General features: G+C 36.6%; 12 protein-coding genes. 4 read left to right on the top strand and 8 right to left on the bottom strand.

Annotated elements, in window-relative coordinates:
• The 3 genes from WBN20_RS00310 to WBN20_RS00300 form a co-directional block, all read right to left on the bottom strand.
• On the bottom strand, nucleotides 1–308 hold a 308-nt coding region (locus tag WBN20_RS00310), incomplete at its 3' end, for a glucokinase (protein ID WP_424280295.1).
• A gap of 224 nt (nucleotides 309–532) precedes the next feature.
• Nucleotides 533–1,150, bottom strand: a complete 618-nt coding sequence (locus WBN20_RS00305; protein ID WP_424280294.1) for a hypothetical protein — start codon at nucleotides 1,148–1,150, stop codon at nucleotides 533–535.
• 600 nt (nucleotides 1,151–1,750) lie between these two features.
• Nucleotides 1,751–1,912, bottom strand: coding sequence for a Lacal_2735 family protein (locus tag WBN20_RS00300; RefSeq protein WP_424280293.1), 162 nt, complete (start codon nucleotides 1,910–1,912; stop codon nucleotides 1,751–1,753).
• A gap of 290 nt (nucleotides 1,913–2,202) precedes the next feature.
• Here WBN20_RS00300 and folE point away from each other — a divergent pair, with 290 nt between their 5' ends.
• The gene (gene folE / locus WBN20_RS00295) at nucleotides 2,203–2,907 is read left to right on the top strand and encodes a GTP cyclohydrolase I FolE (RefSeq protein WP_424272813.1); all 705 of its coding nucleotides are present in this window, start codon (nucleotides 2,203–2,205) and stop codon (nucleotides 2,905–2,907) included.
• A gap of 288 nt (nucleotides 2,908–3,195) precedes the next feature.
• Entirely contained in the window at nucleotides 3,196–3,615 is a 420-nt protein-coding gene (locus WBN20_RS00290; protein WP_424280292.1) for a hypothetical protein, read from the top strand.
• 281 nt (nucleotides 3,616–3,896) lie between these two features.
• Here WBN20_RS00290 and WBN20_RS00285 read toward each other — a convergent pair whose 3' ends face one another.
• Complete coding sequence (locus tag WBN20_RS00285) at nucleotides 3,897–4,418, bottom strand: 5' nucleotidase, NT5C type (RefSeq protein ID WP_424280291.1); 522 nt, start codon at nucleotides 4,416–4,418, stop codon at nucleotides 3,897–3,899.
• A gap of 202 nt (nucleotides 4,419–4,620) precedes the next feature.
• Between WBN20_RS00285 and WBN20_RS00280 the strand changes: the two genes are divergently transcribed.
• Nucleotides 4,621–5,274: a SanA/YdcF family protein gene (locus WBN20_RS00280; RefSeq protein WP_424272810.1), complete on the top strand. Its 654-nt coding sequence runs from the start codon at nucleotides 4,621–4,623 to the stop codon at nucleotides 5,272–5,274.
• Nucleotides 5,275–5,335: 61 nt separating this feature from the next.
• Entirely contained in the window at nucleotides 5,336–6,589 is a 1,254-nt protein-coding gene (locus WBN20_RS00275; RefSeq protein WP_424280290.1) for an NRAMP family divalent metal transporter, read from the top strand.
• Between the two features lie 15 nt (nucleotides 6,590–6,604).
• On the opposite strand, the gene acs is transcribed toward WBN20_RS00275, so the two are convergent.
• The 4 genes from acs to WBN20_RS00255 all read right to left on the bottom strand — a co-directional run.
• Nucleotides 6,605–8,512 carry an acetate--CoA ligase gene (gene acs, locus WBN20_RS00270; RefSeq protein WP_424280289.1) on the bottom strand — a complete coding sequence of 636 codons (1,908 nt, stop codon included), beginning with the start codon at nucleotides 8,510–8,512 and terminating at the stop codon, nucleotides 6,605–6,607.
• A gap of 11 nt (nucleotides 8,513–8,523) precedes the next feature.
• Entirely contained in the window at nucleotides 8,524–10,215 is a 1,692-nt protein-coding gene (locus WBN20_RS00265; RefSeq protein WP_424274386.1) for a sodium:solute symporter family protein, read from the bottom strand.
• A gap of 27 nt (nucleotides 10,216–10,242) precedes the next feature.
• On the bottom strand, nucleotides 10,243–10,500 hold the full coding sequence (locus WBN20_RS00260; RefSeq protein WP_424274387.1) for a DUF4212 domain-containing protein: 258 nt from the start codon (nucleotides 10,498–10,500) through the stop codon (nucleotides 10,243–10,245).
• 166 nt (nucleotides 10,501–10,666) lie between these two features.
• On the bottom strand, nucleotides 10,667–12,210 hold a 1,544-nt coding region (locus tag WBN20_RS00255), incomplete at its 5' end, for an OmpA family protein (RefSeq protein ID WP_424280288.1).

Below are 12,210 nucleotides of genomic sequence, written 5' to 3'. Positions count from 1 at the left end.
ACTTTACCCCTGGTAACCGGGCCGGCAACGCCCAGGCAGATTGCATCTATGACAGGCATCTTATCCCAATGAAAAGAAAACACCATTTCTGTAAATGCGCTGAAATCCCCGGTGTGATATGATTTCTCCTTCACTAGGGTAAGTTGTCCTTTATGAATTTTAAAAAGTGCCAGATTTGTTTTTGTTGCCCCAATATCTCCCGCCATAATAGCGCCATCGACATTAGCGGTATTTTTATTTACCGGAAAGGCCAATGGTATTTGAGAATCATGCATAAGTGGTAATGAATAGCTCTCCTTTTTTTTCATAATAGTGATCTGTTAAGCATTGGTAATGATCTTGTACAAAAATATAAGCACGATCCTATAGTGCTGGTAAGTACTTTCATTTATAACCGTTTAAGGCAGATATTACCAATAGGCATACAAATATCTACTGGTTACTAATGGTTTAAAATGATTTAAGTCATTAGGAACAAATAATACATTAGTCGTTAAAGTGAAATCAATTAAATTGAAGAATGGGAAAAGTTTTAAACTACCTGTGGTTCCTCATCCAATCGCATGGCTACAATTATTTTACCAATAAAATAACCAATTATAAATACTGCTGCGGATATGGCTACAATAATTAGCATTGCGCTCCATACCTCTGTAAGTGGTATACTGTTAGTGGGAATTTTTTCCAATATCTTTAAGCTTCTGAAAATTCTGAATGGAAAACTAAAATAATTAATCAGAGCATCCTTGAATTCACTAAACGTATAGAACATATAGACATTGCTGGAAATTCCATAGGCTATAATACTCAAACCAAACCCAAACATTCTGCTGTATGTTTTGCTATACTCAATTTTGTCAGATTTTGTAATTATCCCATTTGAAGGAAGCCCATTTTCCATTATTGATTCTTTTGAACCTTCCTTGTTTCTGTATTTTTTTACATATTCCCGTGAATAGTAAATCCAGCAAAAAATTAAAAAAAGAGGTGTTACTACAACAATCAGCGTAACGCAAAAAAGCAGAAGTATTGTAACCAATTCACTAAGTCCATCATAATTGAAATAACGTTCAACTGCTGCTTCGCTAGCTTGCAAAACATAAAAGGTTTTTACAAAAAAGTTATAATAATTGAGAACTAAGTGGTTCATTCAAAAGTACTATAGAAATAAAGTCAATTTTAGCTATTCAACACATTCACAATACAAACTCAAACTTATTCTTCAAATACTGAATTTGTCTAAATAAGAAGTATTCTTTTAATGGTAAGCTATGTTAGGTATTATTAGTCCCTTTTACAAATGAAAAGTGACGGAACCACCAATTTCCTGTCCCAATGGATACATTTTTTTATCAAATAATCTCCAGGTCAAAATTTTTGAAATTAAAAGGCAGGTCTATTTCATGAAAGTTTTAATTTCCTTATTAAAAAAATTACTTCCGTAAAACAATTAACACTAACTTTATCCTAATAAGATAAACATATTATGTCAAAAGGTAAAGACTCTAAGAAAGCTGTCAAAAAAGAACCACTCTTAACAGCAAAAGAAAAAAAAGAAGCTAAAAGAATTAAAAAAGCCAAAAAGGGATAACTTTTAAATTTTATTTCAAAGCATCTCTAGAGGAACTCAGAGCAGATTTATTATTAAGCAATGTTTGCTGATGTCATTATATCCTTAAATACAATAAACATCAGCCAAGCTAAATATATCTAATTTGCCTACCTGAAAAAGAATAACCTAAAATTACACTTACAGTTTCTCTATTTCTTTCGTTATTTCCTCTGCTCCAAAAATCTTAACTTCACTTAATTTTCGGTTCGCTTTTGACAAGCGATGTGCCTCTTCCATTAACTTGTGATATTTCTTCTGAAGTAGGTCTTTTTGTATTCTCCTTTTAAAGATTCCAAACATAGAACCCATTATTTAAAATGAAGTTCCATAGCTTGATACTTCTAAAATTGAAAAACGCAAAATTAGTATCTGTTTAAATATAATCTCTTTTTGTTATACATTTATTTTAATACTTTCTAAACTCTCTACTCTATATTTATAATGTTTACAATATTCTTTTTTAGGAAGATTGTATTTTTGTTTATTCTTTAACATTTATTATTAAACATTAATTTTATCTTTACCAATAAGTAAATTAGAACAGACATTACTCAGATTAGAGAAATGAAATAAATTATTAATACCGCCACATGAAAGATCAGGATATATTATTGAACACATTAATTGAATCAGAAGAATTATTAAATGGGTTTACGCATGAAGAAATTGGTGATGATCACCTCTACACCGGACTAGAAACTCCGATGAAGCCAAACGCATTTGCAATCAGTGATGATGGAAAAAAGGAACGTATTGCACAATTATTCGCTCAAATTATGGATGTTATGGGCTTGGACCTGAATGATGATTCACTAAGAGGTACTCCAAAACGTGTGGCGAAAATGTACATAGATGAAATTTTTTCCGGGTTAAATCCACAAAACAAACCCAAAGTGGCTCTATTCGATAACAAGTATCAATACAATCAGATGTTGGTAGAAAAAGATATTACTTTTTACTCCAATTGCGAACATCATTTTGTGCCTATTATAGGCAAGGCCCATGTAGCCTACATTTCTTCCGGAAAGGTTATAGGTCTTTCTAAATTAAACCGTATAGTTCAATATTTTGCCAAAAGACCACAGGTACAGGAGCGTCTAACGAACCAAATAGCAGTGGAATTACAAACCACACTTAATACCCAGGATGTGGCGGTAATTATTGATGCAAAGCACTTATGCGTTTCATCAAGGGGCATTAAAGATAATACCTCGGCTACCGTCACTTCATTTTACGGAGGAACTTTTAATTCTCCGGAGAAAATTGCAGAATTGCAGAATTATATTTGCAACTAAAAATTCCAGCTCTCGTATCATTGCTTCTTTTTTAGTTGTTTTGCTGGCCTTTACCTTTCGATAACGAATTGTCCTGGAAATAGTCTCAGTGAAGTTTCTTGTTAATAGTGATTAAATCCTAATTAACAAGATTTAAAAAGCCCTAACTCTGCTGAATAAAATACTAATGTACACTGTAGCTGAAATGGTTTAAATGAAGTAACTTTGCTTCTTCTTAAACGGTCTATAAATTATAACTAAATCATAATGAAAAAATTCAGGATTCTGTTTGCGTTAACAGTTTTATGTATGACATTCAGCACAATCTCGTATAGTCAGACAAACATTGAAGCAGGTGTACGAATTGGTGATAATATCGGTATTGACGGAACCATTCCGCTTGGCATCTCACCAAGGCTTCATCCCACGGTTTATTTGGAAAATTTTGGTGTGGGCGCTTATTTTGATTGGCTTTTCGCACTCAATGATGGTCCGGAGGGTCTTAAATTTTACCCCGGGGTTGGACCGGAATTTTTCTTCGAAAATGATTTTGATTTTAATATTGTCGGCAATTTTGGGGTAGAGTATTCCTTTAAATTTCCATTGACAATTGGATTCGACTGGAGACCCGGTTTTGCTGTAACCAATGATTTTGACTTTATAACCAGTAATTGGGGATTCATGGCAAGATATCGTTTTAAAGAAGGCGGATTTAGAAGGGTAAACTAACCTTCAACCAGAATTTTAAGTAGCACACTGAAAGGCGTCCATTATTTCAAAACGTCACGAATTTCACTTGTCTTATTTTAAAAATGGTATTTATAGATGTCATCCTGGAATAAGTTACCCAAGATTACCTCAAAGAAGAAATATCAAAAATAAACCAGGAAAAAGAATACAATATAAGCGTTTGAGCTTTGTCCTTTTAACCTTTTTTACAATTAACAGCTCACTTTCTTACCCACATTAATTATTTGATCTTCACGATCCCAGAGCAATTTACTCAAAACTTATAGCAGCTTTTCTGCCACTTCCTGCCAGGTATTTACCCGCTCAAACCCATTGGTATTTACATTATGAGGAGAGCTAAACATAATTGACCTCCCTTCAAAATTTTCGAGGTTGTATTTCCTGTCATCAATAAGGATATCTCCCCTAAGTATGTGTTTATCTCCGCATAATATGCGCCGTTTCCAATCAATAAAAGGAAAATGTTCATCTAACCAATAATGTTTCTCAAGTAAAGAATTTGGAAATTGCATGGCGGCCGAGGCAATAAAAACATCGTGCGTTTTTGTCAAATCCTTTATCACTTCTATACTTCCTTCAATAGCAGGCAGGGCCCGAAAAAAACCTTCTTCGTGGCAGTGCCGGTGTATACTGTCTCTACGATTTTCAGGAACACTTTGCCACACTTCACCTCCAATGCATTCCTCCACTGTGAGGTTTTCACCGAATTCCTTATTATAAAGCGTAATATGTGCCTTATAGGTGTCGGCAATCACTTCATCCATATCAATAAATAATGTCATAATTAAATTTATTTATGCGAATTACGTAAAAATCCTACTGCTCAGGAAGTGATGACCAAAATGTTAACTAATTAGTGCTAATTAAATATTAAAAATAACTAATCAATACTAAAAAATCCATTTTAGTAAGTTCAAATTGATTTCTTGTTTTTGTCTTTAAGTCCAAAAAGATAGCGGCCGTTTCCTTACCTTTAAAATTGCAATGAAAATATCCATTAAAAGGAAATATCGTTTTTTATTGGCCGTTGTGATACTCTTGTCAATTCTCGTTGTAGTAGTTTCCAATTTTACGATTGAAATTTCAGCAAGAGGAAAAACCTTTAGTGATCTGGATCTGGCTAGTATGCCCAAAAATAAAGTCGGCCTGGTACTAGGCACTTCAAGAATGCTTGTGGAGGGCGGTATAAATCCGTATTACGCACATCGAATTGATGCAACCATTGCACTTTATAAAGCCGGGAAAATAGAGTTTGTTTTAGTAAGCGGTGATAATGGGACTATATACTATAATGAACCAACAACTATAAAAAAGGACTTAGTAGAAGGCGGGATACCAACTGATAAAATATTTCTGGATTATGCTGGTTTTCGAACATTAGATTCCATGGTAAGGGCTAAATTTATCTTCGGCCTTGATAGTGTAACTGTAATCTCTCAAAAATTTCACAATGAACGGGCAATTTATCTCGCCGAGAAAAAAGGTTTGAAAGCTATAGGTTTTAATGCGGAGGGGATTTCTGGAAAACAAGGGCTCAAGGTTCAGTTTCGGGAATATTTCGCCAGGGTAAAAGTATTTATTGATCTGCTTCTAAATACTCAACCCCGGTTTTATGGCGAAAAAATTGAGATAAAATAAGGGCCTCCTCTTTTTGTATAAAATAACCTATTTTAGTCGCTAAAAGTTAACCCAACCACACATGTCAAAGTTTAAAAAGCTACTTAAAAATCTTGGCCCCGGGTTGTTGTTTGCAAGCATGGCGATAGGCACATCTCATTTGGTATTATCAACCAAAGCCGGTGCGCAGTACGGCTGGGTTATGGTAATACCCATTATCCTGGCCAATATTTTAAAATACCCTTTTTTCGAATTCGGAATACGATATACCAATGTAACCAATAAGTCCCTGATAGAAGGATATCTCAATCGGGGTAAAGGTTATTTATGGCTTTATGCTTTTATTACTCTGGTAACTACATTTACGATCCTGGCGGCACTTTACGTGGTAACTGCAGGATTATTCATTAACCTGTTTAATGTTCAAAAACTTTCAGTTGCCATGGTTGCTCTTGGTTTATTTATATTTATTAGTACCCTGCTAATCATAGGTCGTTATCGCTTTCTGGAGACCTCCTTAAAATTTGTTATCTCTATTTTATTTGTGGCATTACTTGTTACTACATTTTTAGTGATTTATAAAGGGCAGGTAGAACCGGTTTCCGGTTTTGTTAGACCTCCGATATTTAATGAGGTGGGTATCTTGTTTTTAATTGGGCTAATTGGTTGGATGCCCACAGCTGTTGAAGCCTCGAGTTGGATCAGCCTTTGGAGTCTTGAAAAATATAAATTAAACAAGGCGAAACCTTCATTAAAAGAAGCATTACAGGAATTTAACTCCGGGTATTTGATGACTGCTGTACTTGCTATATTCTTTTTAATCATCGGATGGATGACACTTTATGGGACAAATACCGAATTGAGCGGCAATGCCATTACGTTTGCAGATCAGGTTGTCAAACTTTTTACTACACATATTGGTAACTGGGCATATATTTTTATAGCTGTTGCTGCCTTCGCCACCATGTTTAGCACCTGTATGACGGCCCATGATGCCATATCAAGGGTTAGTATTGACATAGTTGGTTTGCTTACCCCTAAGAATAAAGATTTTACCGGTAGAAAGTATTACGCCTCAGGGGTTATACTTTTAGCACTCGTTAATTTTATTGTAATCACAGCTTTTGGAGCAAATATGGGGGCACTGGTAGCTCTTGCAACTTTTGTCTCTTTTGTTTTAGCTCCGATAGTCGGTTATATGAATTTAAAAAATGTAATGAGTCATGATCTTCCTAACCATTTTCATCCAAGTAAGGGGTTACAAGTCCTGACTTTCGCCGGAATAATTTTCCTGTCACTGTTTGCAATTTATTATTGCTGGATGGTCCTTTTTTAGGTTAGTAACTAAAGCCTATAAGGCGTTATCCATAACCTCTTTTACTACTTCAGGATTTAATAACGTGCTAATATCCCCAAGATTTTCCGTGTCTTTAGAAGCGATCTTTCTTAAAATACGTCTCATTATCTTGCCACTTCGTGTTTTAGGTAAACCAGAAACAAACTGTATCTTCTCTAACTTAGCAATTGGGCCGATATGTTCGGTGATTTGCTGGTTTATTTCTTTCCTAAGGTTATCTCTGTCCCTGGTTTCACCAATTTCCTTTAGAATTACAAAGCCATAAAGTGCATTTCCTTTGATATCATGCGGGAAACCAACAATGGCAGATTCAGCCACAGCTGGATGTTCGTTTATTGCATCTTCAATTGGAGCAGTCCCCAGATTATGACCTGAAACAATGATCACATCATCAACCCGACCGGTTATCCTGTAATATCCTACTCCGTCCCTAAGGGCACCATCTCCTGTAAAATACTTGTTTTTATAGGCAGTAAAATAAGTGTCCCTGTACCTGTCATGATCTCCCCATATGGTTCTGGCCATTGAGGGCCATGGAAACTTTATGCACAACCGTCCGTCTACCTGAATTCCCATAATTTCATGACCTTCCTCGTCCATGAGTGCAGGTTGTATGCCAATAAATGGCAAGGTGGCATAAGTAGGGGTTGTTGGCGTAACGTAGGGTATAGGTGAGATCATTATTCCACCAGTCTCTGTTTGCCACCAGGTGTCTACTATAGGGCTTTTACCGCGTCCTATATTGTTATTGTACCAATGCCAGGCTTCTTCGTTAATTGGCTCGCCAACAGATCCTAAAACTTTTAGGGAAGAGAGATCATATTTTTCAACATAATCCAGGTTTTCCTTTGCCAATGCCCTTATTGCGGTAGGGGCAGTATAAAACTGATTTACGTTATGCTTTTCAACAACCTCCCAAAATCGCCCATAATCCGGATATGAGGGCACCCCTTCAAACATAACAGTAGTTGCCCCGTTTGCCAGGGGGCCATAAATAATATAGGAATGACCTGTAATCCATCCAATATCAGCGGTACACCAATATACATCACCATCCTTGTATTGAAATATATTTTTAAAAGTATAAGCTGTATATACCATATACCCTCCACAAGTATGTACCATACCCTTTGGCTTGCCAGTTGAGCCTGATGTATATAGTATAAAAAGAGGATCTTCAGAATTCATTCGTTCGGCATCACTATCTGCATAGGCACTATCCAATAATGGTTTTAACCACAAATCCCGGTTCTTCTTCATCTTTACTTTTCCTCCGGTACGCTCAACTACCAAAACCCGCTCCACACCCGGGCAATCTTCCAGGGCCACATCAACGATTCCTTTCAGGTCTATAGTTTTATTACCCCTGTAGGAACCATCTGAAGTTACAACCATTTTACAATCACAATCATTTATCCTGGTAGCTAATGCATTTGAAGAAAAGCCGGCAAAAACAACAGAATGTATGGCCCCAACCCTGGCGCAGGCCAATACAGTATAGGCCAATTCTGGAATCATGGGGAGGTATACACAAACACGGTCCCCTTTTTTTATTCCATTTTCCCTGAGCACATTAGCCATTCTGCATACGCTTTCATGCAATTGGCCATAAGTGATATGCAGTGCTTCTTCTTTAGGGTCATTAGGTTCAAAAATAATCGCAGTGTTATTGCGCTTAGTTGGCAGATGCCTATCAAGACAGTTCTCCGTTATGTTAAGCTCTGCACCCTCAAACCATTTAATTTCCGGTTTTGTAAAATCCCAACTTAGCACCCTATCCCATTTAGAGCGCCATACAAAATGCTCTTCAGCTATTTCTTCCCAAAAAGCTTCAGGATTTTGAACAGACTTACGATATACCTGAAAATATTCTTCTAAATGTTTAATGTGATAATTGCTCATACTAACTTTTTTTAATGAGAATTTGCTTCCATAACACCGCTAGGTATTCGAATATTCTCCACAATTTCCTGGACCTCTTTTGGAGGGTCAGGTGTAAATAAGGATATAATAATTGATACCATAAAGTTAAGCAACATAGCTACAGTACCAAAGCCTTCAGGAGAAATTCCAAACCACCAATCTTTCGATGTCCCACCTCCAAACATATCGAATTTAAATTTTAGCATATAAAACAACATGGCTGCCATACCCGCTATCATGCCGGCCACCGCGCCCTCTTTATTCATCTTTTTATAAAAAATACCCATCACTATGGCAGGGAAAAAAGATGCAGCGGCTAAACCAAAGGCAAGGGCCACCGTAGCTGCTACAAAATCTGGCGGATTAATACCAAAATAACCAGCAATACATACTGCTACTACGGCAGACATTCTTGCAATAACCAATTCATTTTTATCTGAAATATCTGGTTTGAATTGTTTTTTAATCAGATCATGTGAGATTGATGTGGAGATAACCAACAATAAACCCGCCGCAGTAGAAAGTGCAGCCGCCAATCCCCCGGCTGCTACCAATGCAATTACCCAATTGGGCAAATTAGCTATCTCGGGGTTGGCGAGAACAATAATATCCTTATCTACTTTCAATTCATTAATCATAGGGTCCGCAACATACTGAATAATTCCATCAGAATTTTTATCCTCAAATTTTAACAGGCCGGTGGATTCCCATTTAGAGAACCATGCAGGCATCTCTGCATAATTTTTATTGCTTACCGTCTCAATTAAATTTGTTCTGGCAAAAACTGCAATCGCCGGAGCCGTGGTATACAAAATGGCTATAAAAAATAGGGCATAACCTGCAGATTTTCTTGCATCCTTTACTTTGGGTACCGTAAAAAACCTGACAATAACATGAGGTAAACCTGCGGTTCCCACCATTAAAGCGGCAGTAATAAAAAATATATCAATCATAGGCTTAGAACCCTTTGTGTATTCATCAAATCCAAGCTCTGTAGATAATCCGTCTAACTTGTCCAATAATGAAACCCCTTCGCCAATTACATTGCTACCCATTCCCAATTGAGGAATTGAATGTCCTGTCATTTGAATAGAAATAAAAATAGCAGGTACCATAAAGGCAAAAATCAATACGCAGTATTGGGCTACCTGTGTATAAGTGATCCCTTTCATACCCCCCAAAACGGCATAGAACAGTACGATAATCATACCAATGATTACTCCTGTATTTATAGGTACTTCCAGAAATCTGGAAAAAACAAGACCTACACCCCGCATTTGACCTGCCACATAGGTAAATGAAACCATAAGGGCACATACAACAGCAACAGAACGCGCTATATTGGAATAGTAGCGATCACCAATAAAGTCGGGTACGGTAAATTGTCCAAATTTTCTCAGATAGGGTGCCAGAAGAAGTGCAAGTAGAACATATCCCCCGGTCCAACCCATTAAATATACAGAACCATCATAACCATCAAAAGATATTAACCCTGCCATTCCAAGAAAAGATGCAGCTGACATCCAGTCTGCTGCGGTAGCCAATCCGTTAGCAAAAGCTGGAACATGGCCCCCGGCAACATAAAAATCTTTGGTAGAACTGGCCCTTGACCAGATTGCAATTCCTATATAAAGTAAAAAAGTAAGGACAACAATGGTTAGTGTCCAGTTCTGTACATCCATAAAATGAATAAGTTTGGTTGGTTTTATTTATTCGTCGAAACCGTATTTCTTATCAAGGCGATTCATCAATCTGACATAGATAAATATCAGGACAACAAAGACATAGATTGATCCCTGCTGTGCGAACCAAAAACCAAGTTTAAACCCGCCAAATTGAATAGTATCTAAGTCTTCCTTGAAAAGAATTCCAAAACCATAGGACACCAAAAACCAAATACCTAACAAAATTGAAAGGTATTGGAGGTTTTTTTTCCAATACCCTTTAGCCTTAGATTCACTACTCATATAAGTATTTATTTGTCTAAATATAAGTATTCCCCATAATTAATGGGTATGCAAGATAAATTTTTTGATTCGACCGTTGAAATGTTATACCTATTGAAGTGTTGCATGCGTTTATGAAACCGGTACGCATAGTACGGACTAGATCATTATCTATAACGAAGTAAGCTTAAAATAGGAGGTCATAATTTAAGACAACTATTAATTGTCTCTCATTCTGATTATGTAACTGTTCAAGACAGAATACACCATTCTTACAAGAATTGATTATTCTATCCTCTCCATAACCGATGGAATACAAAATATTTGAAGATGAAACACCATGCTCCTCTAAGTAGTCCTTCATCGCATCTGCACGCCGTTGTGATAATCTAAAATTTGTGGCTCCGCCACCGCGACTATCAGTATGAGATTCTATTCGCAATTGCAATTGAGGAAAGTTTTTTATGGCAATCACAGCTTTGTCCAGCTCCGCAGCCACCTCTGGAGTTATTTTATAATTACCTTTTTGAAAATAAAATTTCTTCAATTTTATTACAGTCTGATCCTCCTTTTCTTCAACAAGATCATCCAGAAACAGGAGTTCTATATCCACTATATTATTATCATCAAGACCTTTAATTGCCGTTTCATCAAAAGACTGGATTGAAGCAGAGTATCGCTCTTTGGAAACCTCAAGCATAAGAGATTCTCTCCATGGAATTTCCAACCTGTATGTTCCATCTTCCTTGGTGTAAAATTCCTTGATAAGGTTTTGGTCAGTATCATATATTCTAACAGCCGCCTTTGAAACCCCCTCTTTTGAGTTTGAGTTTTTTACCTGACCTCTTAGTACCAATGTTTTCAGTCCCGGTTTTTCATCAACTGTAAATCCATAAATATCATCTTTGCCTTTACCTTCTGCTCTATTCGATGAAAAATAACCGATAAGCCCTTCTGTTTTATTGTTCTTGATTATGAATCCAAAATCATCCTCCTCCGAATTGAGACCCATTCCCAAATTAACCGGAATACTGAAAAATTCATCATCCTGCATTTCCGACTTGTAAATATCCATGCCCCCAAGCCCGTAAAAGATATCGGAAGCAAAGTAAAGACTATTTTCAAATACAAATGGCGAGACCTCGTTTCCGGGGGTATTTATCCTTGATCCCAAATTTATCGGTGCAGACATTATTTTTCCTTCGTTAGTATCTACATAATAAAGATCTGTGCCCCCAAATCCATCAGGAAAATTAGCTGCAAAGTAAAGCCGGCTGGTATTGGCATCATAGAAGGGGTAGTAAAAAGATGTACTTGGATCTCTTAATAGATATTGAGAGGTTCCATCCCCGGAAGTCATCATAATCGCCAGGCTATTTTTGCCGTTTTCGTCAAAAGTTAACTGATCATATTCTTCATTGGAGCTCACATAAAATACAGCATCCTTTGTTTTGGAATAAAAAGGTGTTGCCTGATGAAAATTAGATTCAGGAACATCCATAAACGGATTGGGATTTAGGATCTGATCATCATTTCCTACTTTGGCTACAAATATTTCAAGGTATTCATTTTCCCGGTTTGGCTTTTTTTTGCTTGCCTTAAGGCTTCTGGTACTGGTAAAAAGTAATTTATCATCCTTGTAAAAAGATGGTGAAAAATCAGAGGCGGGACCATTGGCATTGATATTAAAAATTTGATAATCCAGGTCATTGGCCTTTTCAGAATCTTGCA

The organism is Eudoraea sp., assembly GCF_049665975.1.
Lineage (GTDB): Bacteria > Bacteroidota > Bacteroidia > Flavobacteriales > Flavobacteriaceae > Eudoraea.
The sequence above is the reverse complement of the archived record's forward strand: the minus strand, read 5'-3'. Positions and strand labels throughout refer to the sequence as shown.

Excerpts from the sequence above, each read along its gene's own strand:
- WBN20_RS00285 (WP_424280291.1), bottom strand. The coding sequence starts at position 4,418 with ATGACATTATTTATTGATATGGATGAAGTGATTGCCGACACCTATAAG.
- WBN20_RS00260 (WP_424274387.1), bottom strand. The coding sequence starts at position 10,500 with ATGAGTAGTGAATCTAAGGCTAAAGGGTATTGGAAAAAAAACCTCCAA.
- WBN20_RS00290 (WP_424280292.1), top strand. The coding sequence starts at position 3,196 with ATGACATTCAGCACAATCTCGTATAGTCAGACAAACATTGAAGCAGGT.
- folE (WP_424272813.1), top strand. The coding sequence starts at position 2,203 with ATGAAAGATCAGGATATATTATTGAACACATTAATTGAATCAGAAGAA.
- WBN20_RS00275 (WP_424280290.1), top strand. The coding sequence starts at position 5,336 with ATGTCAAAGTTTAAAAAGCTACTTAAAAATCTTGGCCCCGGGTTGTTG.
- WBN20_RS00305 (WP_424280294.1), bottom strand. The coding sequence starts at position 1,150 with ATGAACCACTTAGTTCTCAATTATTATAACTTTTTTGTAAAAACCTTT.
- WBN20_RS00265 (WP_424274386.1), bottom strand. The coding sequence starts at position 10,215 with ATGGATGTACAGAACTGGACACTAACCATTGTTGTCCTTACTTTTTTA.
- WBN20_RS00280 (WP_424272810.1), top strand. The coding sequence starts at position 4,621 with ATGAAAATATCCATTAAAAGGAAATATCGTTTTTTATTGGCCGTTGTG.
- WBN20_RS00300 (WP_424280293.1), bottom strand. The coding sequence starts at position 1,912 with ATGTTTGGAATCTTTAAAAGGAGAATACAAAAAGACCTACTTCAGAAG.
- acs (WP_424280289.1), bottom strand. The coding sequence starts at position 8,512 with ATGAGCAATTATCACATTAAACATTTAGAAGAATATTTTCAGGTATAT.